General features: G+C 33.0%; 22 protein-coding genes. 18 read left to right on the forward strand and 4 right to left on the reverse strand.

The features are described from left to right. Window positions 1-142 precede the first annotated feature (142 nt). The 5 genes from EV142_RS05120 (at window position 143) to EV142_RS05140 (ending at window position 5,339) form a co-directional block, all read left to right on the forward strand. Window positions 143-2,629 (forward strand): outer membrane beta-barrel family protein, encoded by a 2,487-nt coding sequence (locus EV142_RS05120; RefSeq protein ID WP_127340796.1) that lies wholly within the window; start codon window positions 143-145, stop codon window positions 2,627-2,629. Window positions 2,630-2,879: 250 nt separating this feature from the next. After that, complete coding sequence (locus tag EV142_RS05125; RefSeq protein ID WP_127340795.1) at window positions 2,880-3,443, forward strand: Crp/Fnr family transcriptional regulator; 564 nt, start codon at window positions 2,880-2,882, stop codon at window positions 3,441-3,443. A gap of 74 nt (window positions 3,444-3,517) precedes the next feature. Continuing rightward, complete coding sequence (locus EV142_RS05130) at window positions 3,518-4,057, forward strand: YceI family protein (protein ID WP_127340794.1); 540 nt, start codon at window positions 3,518-3,520, stop codon at window positions 4,055-4,057. An 83-nt stretch (window positions 4,058-4,140) separates the two neighbouring features. Next, entirely contained in the window at window positions 4,141-4,833 is a 693-nt protein-coding gene (locus EV142_RS05135; RefSeq protein WP_127340793.1) for a helix-turn-helix transcriptional regulator, read from the forward strand. Between the two features lie 89 nt (window positions 4,834-4,922). Then, a complete protein-coding gene (locus EV142_RS05140; RefSeq protein ID WP_127340792.1) occupies window positions 4,923-5,339 on the forward strand; it encodes a DUF1761 domain-containing protein in 417 nt (138 codons plus the stop codon). 347 nt (window positions 5,340-5,686) lie between these two features. On the opposite strand, the gene EV142_RS05145 is transcribed toward EV142_RS05140, so the two are convergent. Beyond that, entirely contained in the window at window positions 5,687-6,046 is a 360-nt protein-coding gene (locus EV142_RS05145; RefSeq protein WP_127340791.1) for a winged helix-turn-helix transcriptional regulator, read from the reverse strand. 126 nt (window positions 6,047-6,172) lie between these two features. Here EV142_RS05145 and EV142_RS24580 point away from each other — a divergent pair, with 126 nt between their 5' ends. From EV142_RS24580 to EV142_RS05155, 3 genes are all read left to right on the forward strand, one after another. Further along, a complete protein-coding gene (locus EV142_RS24580; protein WP_306462541.1) occupies window positions 6,173-6,775 on the forward strand; it encodes an NADP-dependent oxidoreductase in 603 nt (200 codons plus the stop codon). Beyond that, on the forward strand, window positions 6,733-7,116 hold the full coding sequence (locus EV142_RS24585) for a zinc-binding dehydrogenase (protein WP_306462542.1): 384 nt from the start codon (window positions 6,733-6,735) through the stop codon (window positions 7,114-7,116). Before EV142_RS24580 ends, EV142_RS24585 begins: the two co-directional genes overlap by 43 nt. A 138-nt stretch (window positions 7,117-7,254) precedes the next feature. After that, window positions 7,255-9,219: an L-dopachrome tautomerase-related protein gene (locus tag EV142_RS05155; protein ID WP_127340789.1), complete on the forward strand. Its 1,965-nt coding sequence runs from the start codon at window positions 7,255-7,257 to the stop codon at window positions 9,217-9,219. 469 nt (window positions 9,220-9,688) lie between these two features. Here the strand turns inward: EV142_RS05155 and EV142_RS05160 are convergent, their stop codons facing one another. Further along, window positions 9,689-10,093 carry a tRNA ligase subunit PheS family protein gene (locus EV142_RS05160; protein ID WP_127340788.1) on the reverse strand — a complete coding sequence of 135 codons (405 nt, stop codon included), beginning with the start codon at window positions 10,091-10,093 and terminating at the stop codon, window positions 9,689-9,691. Window positions 10,094-10,653: 560 nt separating this feature from the next. On the opposite strand from EV142_RS05160, the gene EV142_RS05165 reads away from it, so the two are divergent. The 9 genes from EV142_RS05165 (at window position 10,654) to EV142_RS05205 (ending at window position 18,958) form a co-directional block, all read left to right on the forward strand. After that, the gene (locus EV142_RS05165) at window positions 10,654-11,169 is read left to right on the forward strand and encodes an RNA polymerase sigma factor (protein WP_127340787.1); all 516 of its coding nucleotides are present in this window, start codon (window positions 10,654-10,656) and stop codon (window positions 11,167-11,169) included. Window positions 11,170-11,218: 49 nt separating this feature from the next. Beyond that, complete coding sequence (locus EV142_RS05170; RefSeq protein ID WP_127340786.1) at window positions 11,219-12,118, forward strand: FecR family protein; 900 nt, start codon at window positions 11,219-11,221, stop codon at window positions 12,116-12,118. Window positions 12,119-12,202: 84 nt separating this feature from the next. Further along, window positions 12,203-14,653, forward strand: a complete 2,451-nt coding sequence (locus EV142_RS05175) for a TonB-dependent receptor (protein WP_238160936.1) — start codon at window positions 12,203-12,205, stop codon at window positions 14,651-14,653. A 326-nt stretch (window positions 14,654-14,979) separates the two neighbouring features. Further along, window positions 14,980-15,885: a COG4315 family predicted lipoprotein gene (locus EV142_RS05180; RefSeq protein WP_127340784.1), complete on the forward strand. Its 906-nt coding sequence runs from the start codon at window positions 14,980-14,982 to the stop codon at window positions 15,883-15,885. A 283-nt stretch (window positions 15,886-16,168) separates the two neighbouring features. After that, on the forward strand, window positions 16,169-16,573 hold the full coding sequence (locus EV142_RS05185) for an OB-fold protein (protein WP_127340783.1): 405 nt from the start codon (window positions 16,169-16,171) through the stop codon (window positions 16,571-16,573). A gap of 7 nt (window positions 16,574-16,580) precedes the next feature. After that, complete coding sequence (locus EV142_RS05190; protein WP_127340782.1) at window positions 16,581-17,423, forward strand: DUF5777 family beta-barrel protein; 843 nt, start codon at window positions 16,581-16,583, stop codon at window positions 17,421-17,423. 19 nt (window positions 17,424-17,442) lie between these two features. Next, window positions 17,443-17,826: a c-type cytochrome gene (locus EV142_RS05195; protein WP_127340781.1), complete on the forward strand. Its 384-nt coding sequence runs from the start codon at window positions 17,443-17,445 to the stop codon at window positions 17,824-17,826. A gap of 5 nt (window positions 17,827-17,831) precedes the next feature. Continuing rightward, window positions 17,832-18,386, forward strand: coding sequence for a YceI family protein (locus tag EV142_RS05200; RefSeq protein WP_238160935.1), 555 nt, complete (start codon window positions 17,832-17,834; stop codon window positions 18,384-18,386). 158 nt (window positions 18,387-18,544) lie between these two features. After that, the gene (locus tag EV142_RS05205; RefSeq protein ID WP_127340779.1) at window positions 18,545-18,958 is read left to right on the forward strand and encodes a hypothetical protein; all 414 of its coding nucleotides are present in this window, start codon (window positions 18,545-18,547) and stop codon (window positions 18,956-18,958) included. On the opposite strand, the gene EV142_RS24640 is transcribed toward EV142_RS05205, so the two are convergent. Next, complete coding sequence (locus EV142_RS24640) at window positions 18,929-19,129, reverse strand: SDR family NAD(P)-dependent oxidoreductase (RefSeq protein WP_202866506.1); 201 nt, start codon at window positions 19,127-19,129, stop codon at window positions 18,929-18,931. The two genes, EV142_RS05205 and EV142_RS24640, sit on opposite strands and share 30 nt — an antisense overlap. 111 nt (window positions 19,130-19,240) lie before the next feature. Further along, a complete protein-coding gene (locus EV142_RS24645) occupies window positions 19,241-19,348 on the reverse strand; it encodes a hypothetical protein (RefSeq protein WP_238160940.1) in 108 nt (35 codons plus the stop codon). 223 nt (window positions 19,349-19,571) lie between these two features. On the opposite strand from EV142_RS24645, the gene EV142_RS24320 reads away from it, so the two are divergent. Continuing rightward, the gene (locus EV142_RS24320) at window positions 19,572-19,778 is read left to right on the forward strand and encodes a MerR family transcriptional regulator (protein WP_238160939.1); all 207 of its coding nucleotides are present in this window, start codon (window positions 19,572-19,574) and stop codon (window positions 19,776-19,778) included. The last annotated feature ends 141 nt before the right edge of the window (window positions 19,779-19,919 follow it).

The raw sequence follows: 19,919 nt of genomic DNA on the forward strand, positions 1-19,919 counted from the left end.
GGCAATTTGGCCCGGACTAAAGGCTTATAATACTTATAAACGGTATAGTGCTCAAAAACTTCATTGAAAGGGAAAAAAAAGACGTTCAGCTAATAAATTTTCAAGACGGATTAAGGCGCAATATTTTTGGCAAAAATTAAATATGAGAAACTTTAAAACAAATCCGAAAATATGGTTGTTCTGCTCCACTATTACTAATTCAAAATACGTATTGGAGCTGGTTGTTTTTTTTATACTTATATCAGTAAGTAGTGTAAAAGCGCAAGATCTTTCGGTTAGTGGTGCTGTATTGACAAAAGAAGGAAAACCTCTTAATTACGCAACGGTTTCATTAATAAATGCCAAAGACTCGGCTTTGATGGAAACAGCGTTTAGTGATGCTAACGGCATTTATAAATTTATGCCCCTTAAAGCCGGAGAATATATTGTTAGTGTTGAAGCTATCGGTTTTAATACAAAAACCAGTCTTCCTTTTCTTTACGCACTAACACAAGTTGTCGTGGATACGATCACTATTGAAGAGTCATCCGAAAATTTAAAAGAGGTTGTAGTTACGACAAGTAAGCCAACTATTGAAAGAAAAGACAACCGAATGGTCATAAACGTTGCCGGCAGTGTTTTGGCTGCGGGTAATAATGCAATTGATATTTTGGAAAGAGCACCGGGTGTTTCGGTTGACAGAGATGGTAATATCAGTTTAAATGGTAAGGCGGGAGTTACTGTGATGATAAACGATAAACTGAGTTATCTTTCGAACAGCCAATTGGCGGGTATGTTGCGCTCCACAAACGGTAATACAATTCAGGCAATAGAAATCATGACTAATCCGTCATCGAAATACGATGCAAGCGGAAATTCGGGTATTATCAATATCAGACTTAAAAAAAATAAAGAAAACGGATTTAATGGCAGTCTGATTTTAGGAGTTGGACATGGACATTATGTATCAGACAATGCGAGTCTTTCCTTAAATGCAAAAACAGGTAATTTAAACAGTTTTGCTAACATAAGCAGAATCAATGACAAGAAATTCATAAACCTGTCATCCGACAGAATAATAGACAGTTCAGGGTTTAAAACTATTTATTCACAGAAAAGTAGCATAAAGGATGTAGCAATTAATAATTCTTACAGGATAGGAGCGGACTACGAAACAGGGAAAAATAATACATTAGGCATTGTCATCAATGGATATTTTAATGATAAAAACATTGCAAATAAAGGGATCGCCACCATAATTGATCCACTGAATAAAAATTTGACTAAACAGATTTCAGTATCTGACGATAACCGAACGTTGAATAATGTTGGAATTAATCTGAATGACCGATTTCGTCTGGACACAATCGGACAAGCGTTGAGTATTGACCTGGATTATATAAAATACAAAAATAATGGTGATGCTCTTTTAAGTACTTTATATGATAATTCCGAAGGCAATAGGCAACAGCAATCGCCCTATTATTTACGGCAGAATACATCGGCTGCAATAGTGGTACATGCAGGAAAAGCAGATTATATTTCCCCGGATTTTAAAACTGTCAAAATAGAGACAGGGATAAAAATTAGTGAAGTAAAAACAGACAACACCCTTGAGGTGCTAACAAGTTCTGATGATGTAGATTATGTTTTCAATCCGCAATTAAGTAATCAATTTATTTACAAGGAAAGAATACAGGCGAGCTATATTAACCTGACAAAAAAAAGGAAACAAACAACTATTCAGCTTGGACTCCGTTCTGAACATACCACTTCTAAGGGAACTTTACTCAATAGCAATGAGCCATCGATTACACAGAAATATTTAGACTTCTTCCCTAATCTGTTTGTCTTACAATCGTTAAATGCAAAAAATAAAATCAGTCTTAATTTAAGCCGTAGGATTGAGAGACCGAATTATCAAAGCCTGAATCCATTTGCATACTATATAGATCCATATACCCGTCAGCTTGGAAATCCATTTCTGAAGCCTCAATACACTAATAATATAGAACTGAATTACAGCTACAGTCGATTTGATGTTGGCTTGAGTTATGCTCATACAACGAATGTGAGTACAGAAACTGTAGTTACAGATACAATTTCTAAGATTTCTTCTGTAACGTTTATTAACTTAAATTCTCTTGAGCGTTATACAATTAGTACAAACTATTCCTATAGTTTAGCCAATTGGTGGAGCGGTAATATTAATGGCTATTTAACGTATAATAATTACAATTTAAATGGTTCAAGTGGTGTAAATCAGGAAAATAAAAATCTGTCTTACAATATTAAATCGACACAGAATTTTCGTATCAGTAACAATTATAAATTAGAAATTAACGCAAGGTATCAGTCTCAGTTCGTCTATGGTCTTTATCATTTGCGTCCTTTCTCGAGTATTGATGCCGGAGTCAGTCATTCCTTTTGGTCTGACAGAGCCAATTTAAAGATTTCTGTGAATGACATTTTCAATGAAAGAAAAACAGATTTAACACTCGAAACAAAGGGAAGTCATATTCATGGTTACCAAAAGAATGATACCCGCCTAATAAGATTTGTATTCACCTACAATTTCGGAAGCAAAAGTCTCAAATCCACCAGTCATCTAAGCTCAGCTACTGATGAAAAATCAAGGGCAGGAAATTAACCTGAGATTACAAACGAGCGTCACAGTACATTAAATTTAACATATATAAAAAATCATGATTATTCTATAAAAAAATCCTAAATAAAAAAACCTAATATTGAAAGCTATGCTGAGATAAAATTTCCTACGAAAGATAAACATGAATTTACCACATATTTCGCAATTTCGGTACAAAAGAAAGATTGTAATTATTACAGATTAGTTTTTGATTTTGAGTATTTTTCGGTAACATTGCCTGTAACTTAAAAATATGACAGACTTTCAACAATTTTGCAACCAATTTTCTGAACTTAATGAACTTGCTTCATTAGAATTAGTTCAAACTTTGAAAACCAAAACATTTCAAAAAGGTGATTTTATCCTTAAAAGTGGCATGGTTTGTAAACACTTCTATTTTGTAAATAGCGGTCTAGTAAAAATGTTTTCTACTAAAGATGATAAAGAATTTATAGTTCGTTTTTTTTCTGAAAATCTTATGTTCACCGCTTTTGAAAGTTACTTAACACAAACAGCTTCAAATTTTGCTATAATTGCATTAGAAACAACCACCGTAACATTAGTGTCTCAAAAAAAATTAGAAGAACTTTGTAAAAAGCATCACAGTATAGAAACGTTTTTTAGGAAATTAGTTTCTGTTGCAACTTTAAAAATGACAAAAAGAATTCGAGAAATGCTTGAAGAAAATGCCACTAACAGATACAATCAATTTATGATTGATAATGATTTAATTGTCCAAAGAATAAGCCTTGGAGAAATTGCAAAATATGTTGGCATCACACAGCAATCTTTGAGTAGAATTAGAAATCAAAAGTAATTATTTACCATTTGATAAATAATAGTCTATTTTGAATTTATACTTTTGCTTATAACAAAATAAATATTAAAGCGATGACAGCAATTAGAAATTCAAAATGGGCGGTTGATCAGGGACATTCCGAAATCCAATTCAAGGTAAAACATTTAGCAATATCCAATGTTTCTGGCATTTTCAAAACATTTAATGGAACATTCCAAACAGAAAATGAAGATTTTACTGATGCGGAAATCCAATTTGAAGTGGACACGAATAGTATTGATACCAACAACTCAGATAGAGATGGACATTTGAAATCACCACTGTTTTTAGACAGCGAAAAATATCCAAAAATTAAATTTGTAGGCTACTTCCGAAATCAAAATGGCAATAAATTTATTGAGGGTGATTTGACAATATTGGAAACTACAAAAAATATAAAAATGGAAGCCGAACATACTGGTATTGGTACAGGACGCTTTAACGACATTCGAGCAGGTTTTGAGATTTCAGGAAAAATTAATCGAAAAGATTTTGGATTAACTTTTCATTTGCTGAACGATGCAGGAAATCTTGTAGTCGGAGAGGACGTTAAACTTCATTTTGACATTCAATTAATAAAGCAAGCCGAATAAATTCTCAGAAAAAAAACATTATTAACATCCATTTAATGCAATGTTAGAAGCGCCCTACAAACATCAACAGTTAGAAAAAATAGATGAACGAAAACGATACTAAACGTCTTTCTAGGCTAACGGCAATTTTGACACAATTGCAAACGAAACGTCTTATTACATCAACAACACTTTCCGAAAAATTTGGTGTTAGTGTCCGGACAATTTATCGGGATATTAGAGCGCTGGAACAAGCAGGAGTTCCCATTTTGACAGAAGAAGGGAAAGGGTATTCTTTGATGGAAGGGTACAAAATTCCACCTATAATGTTTACCGAAAGCCAAGCAAACGCATTAATTCTTGCCGAACAATTGGTTTTGAAAAACAAAGACGCCTCTTTCATCAAAGATTATTCAGAAGCGATTGACAAAATAAAGGCAGTATTAAGACAAACAGAAAAAGACAAAGTAAACTTACTTGCCGATAGAACTCGTTTTGAACAAAACATAAATGGAGAGAGAAACAGCAATAATTTATCACAGTTTCAAAATGCACTAACAAATTTTTTCGTTACAAAAATAGATTACACCAACGAAGAAAACAAAACTTCAAGCAGACTGATTGAACCATTTGCATTATTAAGCACACAGGAAAATTGGTTATTGGTTGCTTGGTGTCGTTTACGCAAAGATTTTCGGTACTTTCGTTTGGACAGAATAACAAAATTGGAAATTCTTTCAGAGAAATTTGCACCACACAAATTAACCCTTCAGGAATACTTCGATAAATATTATTAATTATTTTTTGACCCCTGACATAAGGCTGTCATTTGCCTATTTTATCTTTGTAAAGTCAATAACGACAAACAACTATAAAAAATATAATTATGATCGGTCAACTAGCAAATTTAAACTGGATTAGTATAGCAATCGCTTTTGTAGCTTATTTTATACTCGGAGCATTGTGGTTTACTTTGCTTTTCAAAAAGCAATACCTTATTTCGTTAGGAAAAGAAAATGAACCAGAACAAAAACCTGCACCTATTTTCATTATTGGTCCAGCAATTTGCTCACTCTTTATTACAATTACGACTGCAATATTAATGTATGTTTTAAAAATTGATTCCTACCAATCTACAATTGAATTAGCATTAGTTGTTGGTATTGGATATTTAGTTGCCAACACCGTAAACATTGCCATTAATCCCAACATTCCAAAACCAATTTTTTATGGTTTGATCAGCGGAAGCTATCATTTATTGGGAATTTTTATTGTTTGTTTGGTTCTTTTTGCAATGAAATAGTAATAAACAAGCAATAAGTAAATCTTTATCGAAAGCCAAGCTATTTGAACTTTGGCTTTCGATAAAACATTAAAGTTATCTATTTTTTTAAACAGGATTACATTATTTTCAAAACTATATTTCTGAATTAGATAACTTGCTCAAATAAAAAATTGAAGAAGTTTTTTTGTTCGTAAAATCTGTGGGCATCCCACTATGAAAGTATATTGAATTTACATATTTTTCAAACAAATGAAACGTATGATTGATAATTCTTTATCGTAATAAAGAAATAAACCAAAACTAAATAACAAATGCATAATAATTGTTTTGCTAATTGGCCACCTTCAACTTAAAATTGACATCATTCATTCATTCAATAAAACCTTTACCTTTTTTTCCACTTGTTTGTCACCCCAAAGTTTTAGATGAGTTATAAAAGGGATTAATTCTTGACCAATGTCAGTTAAAGAATATTCTACTTTTGGTGGTACTTCGTGATACACTTTTCTCGATACCAATTCATCATCTTCCAACTCTCTCAACGTTTGGGTAAGCATTTTTGGTGTGGCATCGGCTATTATTCTGCGAAGCTCTCCATATCTTAATATTTTACTCTCACCCAAATGCCATAAAATCCTGCCTTTATATTTTCCGCCAATGCGTTTAAAAGCAAAATCTACGGAGCAAACATAATCTTCACAAGTGTTCTCAAAATTATTTTTCATTTATTTTAATTTTTAAATCATTGATAATCAGTAATAGTATTGTTTTGGTGCATAGATTACTTAAATGTGCATACTTGTGGTAAAGATAGCTATAATATACATTTGTCATTCAATTATATAAAAAAAATGAAAGCAATTATTTTAAACAATAGCGGAAGTGTAGATAATTTTAATTATGTACATGTATCTAAACCATCTATTAAGGAAAATGAAGTTTTAGTGAAAGTAACTTCAGTAAGTGTTAATCCGGTAGATTACAAGGCAAGGGAAAACGAAGGAACCTTGAATTGGCTTTTCGGAGAACAACGACCTGTAATATTGGGCTGGGACTTGTCCGGAATCATTCAAGAAGTTGGTAAAAATGTGAGTGATTTCAAAATCGATGATGCTGTATTTGGAATGGCGAATTTTCCTGGCAACGGAAGTGCTTATGCCGAATATGTTGCAGTGCCCTCTTCCCATTTAACATTGAAACCTGCAAATATTTCACATCAAGAAGCGGCAGCTGCAACACTTGCGGTGCTCACTGCTTGGCAAGCATTGGTAACAAATGGAAATATTAAAAAAGACAACAAGGTTTTAATTCACGGTGCTTCTGGTGGTGTTGGACATTATGCCATTCAAATTGCCAAACATTTTGGAGCTTACGTGATTGGAACTTCTTCTGAAAAAATAAAGAATTTGTGTTGCAAAATGGTGCCGACCAACATATTGATTACTCAAAAGTAAACTTTGAAGAAGTTGTTTCGGATGTTGATTTGGTACTAAATACCGTTTCGAATGAAATCAATACTCGTTCGGTAACCGTCACAAAATCAGGAGGGAAAATCATTTATATTTTAGGAGCAGTACCACAAGAAATTTTGGATGCTGCTAAAAATAAAAGTATTGAAATTAAATCCATTCTTGTACAATCATCGGGCGAGGATATGAAAACCATTGCTGATTTGATGGAACAAGGAATTATCAAATCCCATATTTCCAAAGAATTTACTTTTGATGAAATGGCTAGTGCACATTTACAATTAGCAACAAGTCATACCGTGGGAAAAGTGGTGGTGAATATCTAGATCTTCAAAAACGAATCAGCTCGCAAACGTAAATAAAATTGTTGTAACTGCTCACTTCAAAAAATTTTATAACAAAAACAAAGGAAGTACTTTCAGAACCATTAATACATACAAAACAATACATTTTAACATAAAAAAATGAAAAAAAACATCTTGATTATAGCCGTATTTTTTATACAAACGCATTTTATAAATGCGCAAAAATCCAATACAGAACTTCAAATAGTAGCTGAATTACCTGTGAGACCTGCAAATATTGCTGTTACCAAAGAAGGTAGAATATTTGCAACCATCCACCCTTTGGGAAGTAGTGAATTACAGTTAGTTGAAATAACCGGGAAAAACAAATTCAAACCCTATCCTAATGACGGATTCCAAAAAAATGGAAAACCTGCATCGGAAAAAACATTTGACGCACCACTTGGAATTGCAGTAGATAAAAACGGCAATTTATTAGTTCTTGATATGGGATTAACATTAGGCAAAACGAGATTATTTCGCTTCGACACTAAGAAAAATCTCCTAATCTCTTCAATTGAATTATCAGAATCGGTTGCGTCAAAAGGCAGCTTCGTTCAGGATCTTGCCGTTGATGAAGTTAATGGATGGGTTTATATGGCAGATATCATAAACCCTGCAATTATAGCCTTGAATATTAAAACTAAAGAGGCTAGAAGATTCGGAAATCATCCCTCATTACAAGCGGAAGACAAGGATATGATTATTGATGAAAAACTTATTAATTTTAATGGAGGCCCTGCACGAGTTGCCATAGACCCAATAACTATTTCAAATGATAAGCAAACGCTTTATTACGGGGCAATGAATGGTACAAGTTGGTATGAAATAAGTACAAAATTTTTTAGAAATAATGCTGATGACAAAACTATCGCTGACAATATTAAAACAGCGGGCAGAAAACCCATAAGTGATGGTGCACTAACCGATGATAAAGGAAATCACTATTTTACCAATACAACAGAGCATGCTGTTAGTAAATTAGACACAAACGGAAACTTATCAAATATTCTACAAGACAAGCGTTTACAATGGCCTGATAATTTAGCCATAAATAAAGAGTGGATGTACATTTGTACCAACCAACTCAATACAACACCTGCTTTCACGGGAGGAAAAGATGAAGGAAAAGCACCTTATTACATTTATAAGTTTAAATATAATAGTATCGAAAAAAGCGTTATTCAAGATAAATATACCTTAAATAGCCCAAGTCTTTATCCAGAAGGCATTGATTATGACTACAATAACAACCGATTTATTATAGGTTCATTATATAAGGGAGAAGTTTTTACACTATCCTTAGATGGAAAATTGTCTAGTTTGATAAGCCAAAGCAAAATAACTGCCATTGCTGGAGTTTTTACTGACGAAATTAGAAATCGTTTGATTGTTGTAGGTGGAGATATTGGAATTTCTAAAAAAAGTTTACCAAAAGGCGCAAGTGCTGGTAAAAATGCTTATGCGGAAATTTATGATTTAAGGACAGGTATTTTAATCCGTTGTGTAGATTTAAAATTTTTGACACCTAACGGAGGTGCCGTAGCCAATGATATTGCTGTAGATGAAAATGGAAATATTTACATAACTGATTCCTTTTCACCAGTGATTTATAAATTAGACAAGTATTATAAAGCAAGTATTTTTGCCGAAAATGAATTGTTTAGACCAGCTCCAGGTACTTTTGGATTAAACGGCATCTTGTTTCATCCGGACGGTTATCTGTTAGTGTGCAAGACCGATAGTGAAAAACTATTTAAAGTCAACATAGCAAACCCAACACAAATTAGTGAAGTTGTTGGCATTTCTTTTAAAGCACCTGATGGTTTAGAATTTACCAAAGACGGCAAACTTGTTCTAGTAGGAGATGCGGTAAAAGGCGACGGAAAAGCATACACTTTCACCAGTAATGATCATTGGAAAACTGCCAGCAAGGTTAACGAAATGTCAATTGGAAAAGATGAGTTTCCTACAACTGCTGCATTGTTGCCAAATGGTGAAGTATATGTTGTGTCCGCTAAATTAGGAAAATTATTAAGTGGGGATACTGACCAATCTGTTTTTGCAATTCAGAAATTGAAATAGTTTTATAATAGAATTAAAGGCATCAGTCAATATATTATTTTTGGCTGATGTTTTTTTATATGGTACATTTTTTTGATTAGTTTTTAATACCTGACAGTTTTCAATGTTTTAAGAATTGATGCATTGCAATATAAGATCATTTCTTTCTTTGGTGAGGCAGTCAGTACATTTTGATTACCTCATTCCATGGGGTTACTACTATTTTTATTGTTGCAAAATGGTAACAAGTTATATTTTGAGATTAATATTTCTTCCTGATATTCTTGTTTCCTTAATATATTTCTAAATTTTCAATAAGATTATTGCCTGTTTCCCTTGCAGTCTAACAAAAGTTATTATGTTAATCCTACATACCTTAGTGGTTCTTTAAAGGTTGGCAAGCTATTACATAACTGTTCATGAAAACGTTTATCATCGGTTCATAAATACCCTTATATCAGGAATTGTACAGTAATTAATAAGCAAACGGTCAATACTCAATCCAAATGCCCAGTAAGTTTCTTGTAATCTTACAGTTTTTCAGTATAGCTGGACCTACCGTGGCACCTAATACTTCTATCCAGTCATCGTTTTGTTTTATCTCTGCCTGTATGGATGGCTGCGGAAAGTAATCGTCAATAGAGCGATCTTCCGTGTCAAGAAACAGATATAACATAAGGATCTCAAGCGTTTTTTGCAAATCTGCGAGCGCATCTGCGCCCTCAGGCAGGAGTTTTACCCCTGCCATCTGTTGAAAAATAGGATAATGGGGTACGTCTATGGTGTCTTTGCGATAAACATTGCCGGTTACTAAAAACTTAGTATGATCCTGTTTCATCAAGTTATTTTGATGTCCGGAGGTATGGGTGTGTAATAAATGTCCCTTTATCCACATAATAAGTATTATTAACTTAAGTTTGCGGGATGATCTGCAGGAATAATAAGTTCTCCAAAATTATTAAATATGGTTAACACTTCGCTCAAAGAGTCAAACAACTCAAAGCCTTTAAAGTACAGTTGAATTACTTTTTTTAAGAGACATATAGGATGTCCCTCTGAGTTGTAGAGTTTAAGCGTTCGTTTTTGGTTTATCGATGGGGTTATATTATTCATAATTTACCTTTTATATTAAAATTATTTGCATACATTGTGTATCCTGAATTGATGATACAATTAGTACGGGGTGATATATATGGGAAAGTTTGGCTCCTCGAGATCCAAAAGAAAAAAGAAAAAAAGAAAAAGTTGAAATAATTTTCATATTTACAAAAGTATTGTTTGAATATGCAAATTTTTTGATGGTAATCATAATACTACGATGTTGCCTTTGTTTTTTTGGGACATAATATTCAATGTAAAACAACATTCATTATTTATATAGAACAATCAGTTTTACTTTTGCCGTACTTAAGATAAAAATAAATATTTTTACAACGTACAATTCGAAAAATTTCCATGCCAAATAAAAATCAATCAAACACTTGCGACGAAATAATTTTCTCGTCTTTTTTTAAAAGTCATGTAAAAGCGCTTCGGAATTTTCTTTTTTACAAATTTGGCAATATGGGTCAGGCTGAAGATTTAGCACAAGAAGCATTTCTGAAACTTTGGCAAAATTGTTCTTCTGTATCCATAGAAAAAGCAAAATCATATATTTATACTATCGCCAATAATAGTTGTCTCAACGAAATCGCACATCAGAAAGTCGTTTTGAGATACGAAAAAAACTTCACATGGCTACATAAAACAAATGAAAATCCGGAATATATTTTGGAGGAAAAACAATTTCAGTTCAAACTTTTGAAAGCTATCGAAAACTTAAACGAAAAACAGCGTATTGCCTTTTTGATGCATCGTATTGACGCAAAAAAATACAGTGAGATTGCTTTAGAATTAGATATTAGTGTAAAAGCAGTAGAAAAGCGAATTCACTTAGCTTTAGTAAGCTTACGTAAAGAAATTGATCTATAAAAGTAGGGGAAAAGTAGTTCCAATTGTTTTAATGATATAATCCAGCATTATGAAAAAAGATCGTTTATTAGCAAAATGGCTCAACAATGATTTGTCTGAGGATGAATTGGTTGAATTTAAAGCAACTCCCGATTTCGAAAAATACCAGAAAATAAAAAATTATACAGACCATTTAGCAGTAGAAGCTTTTGATGAAAATACTATGTTATCAAACATTCTTAAGCAGAAAAAAGAGGTTCCAAAAGTGATTCCTTTATACAAAAACTGGATGTTTAGAGCCGCCGCTGTCTTTGTTTTAACGCTTGGAATTACCTTTGCATCGAAAAAATTTGTACAGCAGACACAAACGGCAGATTTTGGAGAAAAAACAACTTTTGCTTTACCTGATAATTCTGAAGTAATGCTGAATTCCGGTTCTGAAATAAAGTATAAAAAATGGAACTGGGAAAATAACAGGCGTCTTGAACTAAAAGGAGAAGCTTATTTCAGGGTAGCCAAAGGAAAACGTTTTGAAGTGCAGACCAGTCTTGGAAAAGTATCGGTTTTGGGAACTCAGTTCAATGTTAAAGCCAGAAAAAACAGGTTTGATGTTGTTTGTTATAAAGGACGCGTAAAGGTAAATTATTCAAACAGTCAAATTTTGTTAACGCACGGACAAGGCGTTAGTTTTGAAAACGGAAAACAGGTTAAAATCATAATAAAGTCATCAAAACCAGAATGGATAGATGGTCAAATATGTTTTAATCAGGAAAATATCAGAACTTTATTAGATGAAGTTGAAAGACAATATAATATTAAGATCGAATTAAAAGCGAATGACACAACCTCTTTGTTTACCGGAAAATTGCCTGCTAAAGACCTGGATGTAGCTTTACAAATTATTAGTACAACTTATAATTTAGAAGCAAAAAAAGTTTCAAAGAACAAAATAATTTTTGACGAAAAATAAATGTTATTCCGCAAACGATTTTATTTTTCATTTTTTTTATTTTTTCATGTGCTGAGCTTTTTTGCTCAGGACAACGGGAAAGTTGTGCCTTTAAAAAAAATCATAAACAATATTGAACATCAGCACAATGTTAGTTTTAATTACACCGAGAATATTATTTTTGCAGTGCAGTTAAATCCGCCAAAAAAAGCACTTTCGTTAGATCAAAAGTTGCAATATCTAGCCAGAAAAACCAATTTGTCTTTTGAAAATATTGGAAATAAATTCATTAATATCTATAAAAAAGATAATCCGTCCAAGATGATATGTGGATATGTTTTTTCTGCTACGGATAAGCAAACTATTGAAAACGCAAATATTACTTTCCTTAATAAAACCCAGATTCAAACAGATTCACACGGGTATTTTAAATTCGAAAAAGAAGATGCGGCTATCTTTTTAATCAGTCACATCGGATTTATTTCCAAAAGAATTGTAGCCGATAATTATAATTCTAAAAATTGTCTCGAAATAACCTTAGAACCTGAAATTACGGAACTTGAAGAAATTAAAGCCAATGCTATTCTGGCGTCGGGAATTGCCAAAAATAAAGATGGATCATTTGAAATTAAGCCCAAGAAATTTGGTATCCTGCCTGGACTTATAGAACCTGATGCTTTACAAGCAATGCAGCAAATACCAGGTGTAAACAGTCTTGATGAAAGTGTAGCAAGCATTAATGTACGCGGTGGTACACACGACCAAAATTTGTTTTTGTGGAATGGAATACGAATGTTTCAGACTGGGCATTTTTTCGGTTTAATATCGGTCTTTAATCCTAATTTGGCCCATACTATTTCTATTTATAAAAACGGGAGTTCTGCCTTTTTTGGAGAAAGTGTATCGAGTGTAGTAGCTATTTCGTCTACCGCTGATACAACGGAGAAAAATTCTTTTAGCGCCGGAATCAATATGATTAATGCTGATGTATACGCACAATATAATATTTCGAAAAAGGGTTCTATCGAAATTTCGGCACGTAAATCCATTACTGATTTTGTCGAAACTCCAACATATAAACAATACTTTAACAAAGTGTTTCAAAATACTACCATTACCGATTTTTCATTTAACCATAATGTTAATTATCAAAGTGATAAAAAATTTGGTTTCCACGATGCTACTCTTAAATATATTCAAAAAATAGGACGTAAAGACCAACTGGTATTAGACTTAATAACGATAAAGGATAATCTGGAAGTTTTTCAAAGCGCTACTGTATACAATATAAACAAAACGGCAAACAATGTTTTACACCAACAAAACTATGGTGGAAATTTGTTGTGGAAAAGAAATTGGAATAGCTTGAATACCACTAAAATTAACATATATAATTCTTCTTATGCACTTTTAGCTAACCAACAAATTACCATGGGAAATCAAATTGTCCTTCAGGAAAACAAAGTTCACAATAACGGAATTAATTTAGAGAATTCTCATATCATCAATTCTAAATCGAGTTTTAATGAGGGATATCAATTCAATGAAATAAGTATTGCTAATTTGGAACAAATAAGTAATCCTGATTTCTACGTTAAAGATCGCGAGGTGCTGAGAACGCATGCCTTAATTTTGGAGGGGAAATATAACGATACACTTTCCAGAATATATTTTAAAGCAGGAACCCGAATTAATTACATTGAAAAGTTTAAGAAGTATATTGTTGAACCTCGTATACAATTTCTCTACGGCATTAGCAAAAGTTTAAATTTAGAAATGTTGGGAGAGCTAAAAAGTCAAAATACCCAACAAATCATTGATTTGCAAAAAGACTATTTCGGCATCGAAAAAAGACGGTGGATTATATCCAATAACACTACAATCCCTATTCAGAGAAGTAAACAACTATCCTTGAATTTATTCTATACAAAGAATGACTGGCTGGTGGATATTGAAAACTTTTATAAAAAAGTAACAGGAATTACCACCTCAAGTCAGGGTTTTCAAAACCAGTTGGAATTTGTTCGAACAACTGGCGATTATGAAGTTTTAGGAACGGAGATTTTAGTTCAGAAAAAAATAAATCATTTCCTGACCTGGCTAAGTTATACGTATAATAAGAATAATTACCATTTTTCGAATTATTCGTACCCAAGTTTTCCGAACAACTATGAGTTAACACATACAATATCTTGGGCAGGGATTTATGAAAAAAACAATTTTAAAATCGCTTTAGGGGTAAAATGGTCTTCTGGCAGACCAAAAACGTCTCTTGATGACTCGCTGATTGATCCTTCAAATCCTGTGCTCATTTACAAAAAACCCAACGAAACTAACCTAAAAGTTTTTTCTCAGATTAACCTTTCCTCTACTTACAAGTGGGAAACTACAAATGGAGTTCAATTTAAAGTAGGAATCTCGATCTTAAATATTCTAAATAGAAAAAATGCAATCAGCGAATCTTACAGAATAAATTCTTTAACAAATTCTATAGAAAAAGTCGAAACATTCTCATTGCAAAGAACCCCCAATGTGAGTTTTAGAGTCTCATTATAACCTTGTTTAGATAACGTTTACACAAAGATCATTTCTCTTTTCATTTTTTAACAAAAAAAATCAATTCTTTGGTAGGGTAATCTGCTTCAAGACTGTTTTACTATTGAACCTTACCAAAAGAATAAAAAATGACTTTAATAAAATACTTTATCGCCTATATGGCTATTTTTTATGACAGTTCGTAACAATAATAATTAAAAAATATGGGACAAAATGCGTATTGCAAATGCGCAAAAATTCCTGATATATAATGTTATTACAACGAAACACTTTACTAAATCGGTAAAACTTATTTCCCATTTCGATATAAATTAAATTAAAGAATCATGAAATTAAAACAAATTAAATTTACTTTGATCACTCTTGCGGCAACAACATTTTTCGTAAGCTGTAGTAATGATAAAGACAATGACAATAACAATGTTACTCCTGTTCAAGTAAAACCAGAAATTGCACTTTCTACAAGTGCAACATTAGGTTCTTATCTTTCTGATAAAAATGGAAGATCTTTATATTTTTTCGCAACTGATGCAAACGGACAGGCGTCCTGCACAGGAGGATGTGAAGCCTTATGGCCGGCTTTTACTGTGGATAATTTAACCGCTGATAAATTAGGCACAGGATTAACATTATCAGATTTTGCAACTATAACCACTGCATCGGGTAAAAAACAAATAACGTATAAAGGCTGGCCGCTGTATTACTATGCACCGGTTTCTCAAGGCGATGCATATGGTAACGGTGGCACCAATACACCGGAAGCTGCAGGTAAAACAACCGGAGACGGAGTTGGCGGTGTTTGGTTTATAGCAAAACCGGATTATTCTGTTATGCTTGTAAAAAGTCAGCTTTTAGGCCATGACGGAAAAAACTACAAGTCAGATTATACTGTTGGTGATGGTTTGACTACTTACTTTACGGATGCTAAAGGAGTAACGCTGTATGCTTTCAAGAATGACAATTTCAAAAAGAACAATTTCACAAAAGCAGATTTTTCAAACAATGCTGTTTGGCCAATATATGAAACCGATAAAATTGTTGTTCCCTCTATTCTTGATAAATCTAAATTTTCTGTTATTACTGTATTTGGCAAATCACAACTGGTTTACAACGGCTGGCCATTGTACTATTTTGGACAGGATGCAGGCGTAAGAGGCGCTAATAAAGGAATTAGTTTCCCTAGCCCCGGTGTATGGCCTGTACCGGTAAAAGATATAGCTGCTGCAATATAAAATCAAATCCATTTATTGGATTCGTTTTATAATCTAAAAGTATTTCAGGTTAGTTTAAATACACTATTGAACTAACATGAAATAATACAAGGAAGTTGCAACGTTTTTTTCGCTGCAAACAACTCCAAATGTGAGTCTTAGGATTTCTTAACAATGCTCTTTGTGCAAGTTTTGCAAAAAAATCCTTGTCTCCCCTTTTATTTTTTTTATAAAATAACAATTCTTTGGTAGGGTAATCTGCACCAAAGCTGTTTTAGTATTGAAACCCATCAAAAAATAAAATATGAAAAGAAAAAGAATAGCATTTATAATTGTAGCCTTGCTGTTAGTGACTTCTGCCGGCATTTATTTTTATTACGGTTTTCTTTTTAAGGAAGCACGCAATATAGAATCAGAAGTGCCGGATTTTAATGTAGCAGCGACAAAACTACTTAAGGATTATGAATCCGATCCAAAAATAGCAGATTCATTATACCTCAATAAAACTATTGAAATAACGGGAAAAGTAACCAAAGAAACCGATTCTGTAGTTGTCCTTGAAAACAGTGTTTTCTGCCTGTTTACTCAAAAAATAAAACAGAAACTTATCGGTAATAAAGTAACTGTAAAAGGGAAATGTATTGGTTATGACGAACTCTTTCAGGAGGTTAAATTTGACCAGTGCTCTATTAATAAACAAAACAATTAATTAATTTATGAAGAAATTTTTAGTCCCAATCTGCCTTTTTCTGGCTACGATGGCATATTCGCAAGACGACTTACTGAACAGTCTTGATTCTACTCAGGTAGAGGAAAGCTATTCTACAGCAACTTTTAAAGCTTTACAGCTGGTCACCTTACAAACCACAAAAATGCCTGCAAAAAAGGAATTCTATTTTGTGGTCTCGCACCGCTTTGGAACTGTAAAAGATGGTTTTGACAGCTTTTTTGGTCTTGATAACGCTACTACAAAACTGGGCGGTATTTACGGCGTTACGGACTGGTTATCTGTCAGCCTTTCCCGACATACCTTAAACAAAATGTATGAGACCGGAGTGAAATACCGACTGATGAGACAAGACAATAATTTTCCGCTGGACATTGTCGGCTATAGTGTAGCCGATATTAATACCTTTTTGGAAAAAGACCAATATCCGGGTTTAGAATTTAAGCACCGTGTCGCATACGTACAACAGTTGTTACTGTCCAGAAAAGTCAGTGAAAAACTATCGTTGGAATTAGTACCGTCATTTATTCACAAAAATCTTTACAATCCTGATATAGAAAGAGATAATCAGTTTTCTTTTGGAGGAGGAGGTCGTTATAAAATCACGAAAAGATTATCTGTCAATTTAGAGTATGCACACAATTTTGACAAACCAACTTTTTATAACAACCCATTATCAGTAGGTCTTGACGTAGAAACCGGAGGACATGTATTCCAGTTAATATTTACGAATTCGCAATCTATGAGTGAAAGCGGCTACCTCACAAATGCAGCAGGAGACTGGGGCAAAGGAGATTTCTTTTTCGGATTTAACTTATACAGAGTATTTTAAAAACCATAAACAACAAATTATGAAAAAAGCAATAGCATTTACAATTTTACTGGCTGCCCTTACGAGCTGCAGCGATTCTGACACTGTTCAGGATATCCAAACGCCACCAGAAACCGGAACGCCAGGTACAGATCCTACGGTAACCACAATCAGTTATACTAAAAACGTAAAATCAATTATTGATGCCAATTGTATCTCCTGTCACCAATCCGGAAGATCTGCAGCTTTCAGGCCTCTGACTACTTATGCTGAGGTAAAAACAGCTGTTGAAAATGCGAATCTGTTAAACAGGATTCAGCTGCAAAATGGACAGCAGGGACTTATGCCACAAGGTGGAAGAATGTCACAGACCAATATTGACCTGATTGTAAAATGGAATACAGACGGACTAAAAGAAAATTAATTATTATGAAAAAACCGCTTATTAATTTCTTTGTATTACTGCTGATTATTGTTGCAAATACAGATGCGTTTGCACAAAAATTAATCACAAAAACAGGCAGTATAAGATTTCAGGCCTCTATGCCTTCTTATGAAGAAGTTGCGGCCGAAAATAAAAGTGTATCTGCCGTTTTAGAACAATCCACGGGAGATTTCGCTGCTTTGGTCCTTATTGAAGGGTTTCGCTTTAAGGTTGCTCTGATGGAGGAACATTTCAATGAAAACTACATGGAATCTGAAAAATTTTCAAAAGCAACTTTAAAAGGCAAGATAGCCGATTTTGATAGTTCTAAAATTACAAATACAGCCAAAAATTTTACTTTAAAAGGAGATCTTACCATACACGGAAAAACAAAACCTGTAACAGTTACCATAAAAATTTCAAAAGCTGCCAACGGCGTTATTGCTCTGGGTTCATTTGAAGTAAAACCCGAAGATTTCGATATAGAAATCCCAGGTGTAGTAAGGCAAAAAGTGGCAGATAAAATAAAAGTCAGCTACAATTTCTTATTAGTTAAATAGTCCTTTGACTTAAATATTTAGAAAATAAAGAGTACCCATTAAATTGGCTAAATAGATCTCTTTTTGATTTGGAAGATCATTAAACATGGCTAATGTTATGAGGTCAGTTTCATCATAAACTGGCCTCTTTTTTTTAAACAATCCTAACTAAATTTAAAATGACCTGCAAAAATTATATTGTTACCGGCGAGGATGTAAATGACGCTATGGTAATGGAAAGTACGGCGTACATTTCATACACACTTCGATTACTGTATCATTTTTTGTTTGCTAACGGATATTCAAAAGAGAGGCTTAATGCTTTGCATCTGGGCTTAAGGGAAGGAAATCAGGAGTTAGTCATTCATAAGAACTTAATGTTTACCGAACCTTTTTTTGTTGAGATGAAACATTGTTATATAGAGGATAAAATCAATATTAAAAGTTGCTTTTTCAACTCCATAAACGAATGCTGCGCAGAAGTTACTAAAGAAGTAGAATGGTTTGACCCTATCCGTAAACAAGTTATTGTGGCACCGAAACAAATTCTGCAGCATTTTAATTCAAATTTTAAACTTTCCATGAAACCTTAAAGAGCCCATTTTTGTGCCATGGTAAACATTGTACAAAGTGATAAGTTCACCCATAGAAGTGGTGTTGATAATAATTCCACCTTTTTTAGCTCTAAAATAGGGTAAAATAGCTCTGGTTACATTCATCACTCCAAAAACATTAGTATCAAATTGTTTTTTAAATTTGTTCATTTGTCATTGCCTCAAATGCACCTACTAAAGCATAACCTGCATTATTAAACAAAAACATCAATGTCGCCAAATGCTTCAATATTTTCGTCAATTGCTTTTTTGATACTTGTTTCATCCATTACATCTAATGCAAATATTTTTTAGATTAGGATGGTTTAATAAATCCTGACCTTTTTCAACGTTTCGCATTGTGGCAGAAACATTCCATCTTTTTCGCATGAAATAAGGGGCTGTTAGCTTACCAATTCCTGTTGAAGCTCCAGTTATTAAAATTGTTTTTTTTATTTTTATTGCTCTGATAATTGATTTAAGCAAAAGTAATTATTAAATTTGCAACCGTAAAGTATGAAGTATAGTTTATAGTTATTGAATTAATAAAAAACTAACGAGCATTAAATTAATTGGTCAACTTTCCAAGGAAATAGGAATTCCAATAGCGACGATACGTTTTTATGGAAAATCGGCTTTAATTGCTTGCAAGAAAAAAAGTAATGTGAAAAGTAATAACTATGGTTATTATGATGAAGAAGTAATCACTAAATTAAAATTAATAAAAGACCCAAAATCTGTAGGTTTTACTTTATCCGAAATAAAGGAACTTATTGATGCATGGTACAGCAACCACATAACAAAAGCAAAAAAAAATTGAAAATTTTGGATACTAAATTAGCTCAAATAGAAGAAAAAATAAAGAAATTAAAAGGAGTGAAAAAGCAAATTGCCTACCTTAAAAATGAAGTTGAAAAAGAGGATTGTTGAATTGTTGTTTTTGACTTGCACCGTTTTTGGG

This window comes from Flavobacterium circumlabens (assembly GCF_004345565.1).
Classification (GTDB): Bacteria; Bacteroidota; Bacteroidia; order Flavobacteriales; family Flavobacteriaceae; genus Flavobacterium; species Flavobacterium circumlabens.

Bases quoted from the DNA above. Each gene is read 5' to 3' on its own strand.
- EV142_RS05120 (WP_127340796.1), top strand. From the start codon at position 143: ATGAGAAACTTTAAAACAAATCCGAAAATATGGTTGTTCTGCTCCACT.
- EV142_RS05125 (WP_127340795.1), top strand. From the start codon at position 2,880: ATGACAGACTTTCAACAATTTTGCAACCAATTTTCTGAACTTAATGAA.
- EV142_RS05130 (WP_127340794.1), top strand. From the start codon at position 3,518: ATGACAGCAATTAGAAATTCAAAATGGGCGGTTGATCAGGGACATTCC.
- EV142_RS05135 (WP_127340793.1), top strand. From the start codon at position 4,141: ATGAACGAAAACGATACTAAACGTCTTTCTAGGCTAACGGCAATTTTG.
- EV142_RS05140 (WP_127340792.1), top strand. From the start codon at position 4,923: ATGATCGGTCAACTAGCAAATTTAAACTGGATTAGTATAGCAATCGCT.
- EV142_RS05145 (WP_127340791.1), bottom strand. From the start codon at position 6,046: ATGAAAAATAATTTTGAGAACACTTGTGAAGATTATGTTTGCTCCGTA.
- EV142_RS24580 (WP_306462541.1), top strand. From the start codon at position 6,173: ATGAAAGCAATTATTTTAAACAATAGCGGAAGTGTAGATAATTTTAAT.
- EV142_RS05155 (WP_127340789.1), top strand. From the start codon at position 7,255: ATGAAAAAAAACATCTTGATTATAGCCGTATTTTTTATACAAACGCAT.
- EV142_RS05160 (WP_127340788.1), bottom strand. From the start codon at position 10,093: ATGTGGATAAAGGGACATTTATTACACACCCATACCTCCGGACATCAA.
- EV142_RS05165 (WP_127340787.1), top strand. From the start codon at position 10,654: ATGCCAAATAAAAATCAATCAAACACTTGCGACGAAATAATTTTCTCG.
- EV142_RS05170 (WP_127340786.1), top strand. From the start codon at position 11,219: ATGAAAAAAGATCGTTTATTAGCAAAATGGCTCAACAATGATTTGTCT.
- EV142_RS05180 (WP_127340784.1), top strand. From the start codon at position 14,980: ATGAAATTAAAACAAATTAAATTTACTTTGATCACTCTTGCGGCAACA.
- EV142_RS05185 (WP_127340783.1), top strand. From the start codon at position 16,169: ATGAAAAGAAAAAGAATAGCATTTATAATTGTAGCCTTGCTGTTAGTG.
- EV142_RS05190 (WP_127340782.1), top strand. From the start codon at position 16,581: ATGAAGAAATTTTTAGTCCCAATCTGCCTTTTTCTGGCTACGATGGCA.
- EV142_RS05195 (WP_127340781.1), top strand. From the start codon at position 17,443: ATGAAAAAAGCAATAGCATTTACAATTTTACTGGCTGCCCTTACGAGC.
- EV142_RS05200 (WP_238160935.1), top strand. From the start codon at position 17,832: ATGAAAAAACCGCTTATTAATTTCTTTGTATTACTGCTGATTATTGTT.
- EV142_RS05205 (WP_127340779.1), top strand. From the start codon at position 18,545: ATGACCTGCAAAAATTATATTGTTACCGGCGAGGATGTAAATGACGCT.
- EV142_RS24640 (WP_202866506.1), bottom strand. From the start codon at position 19,129: ATGAACAAATTTAAAAAACAATTTGATACTAATGTTTTTGGAGTGATG.
- EV142_RS24645 (WP_238160940.1), bottom strand. From the start codon at position 19,348: ATGCGAAAAAGATGGAATGTTTCTGCCACAATGCGAAACGTTGAAAAA.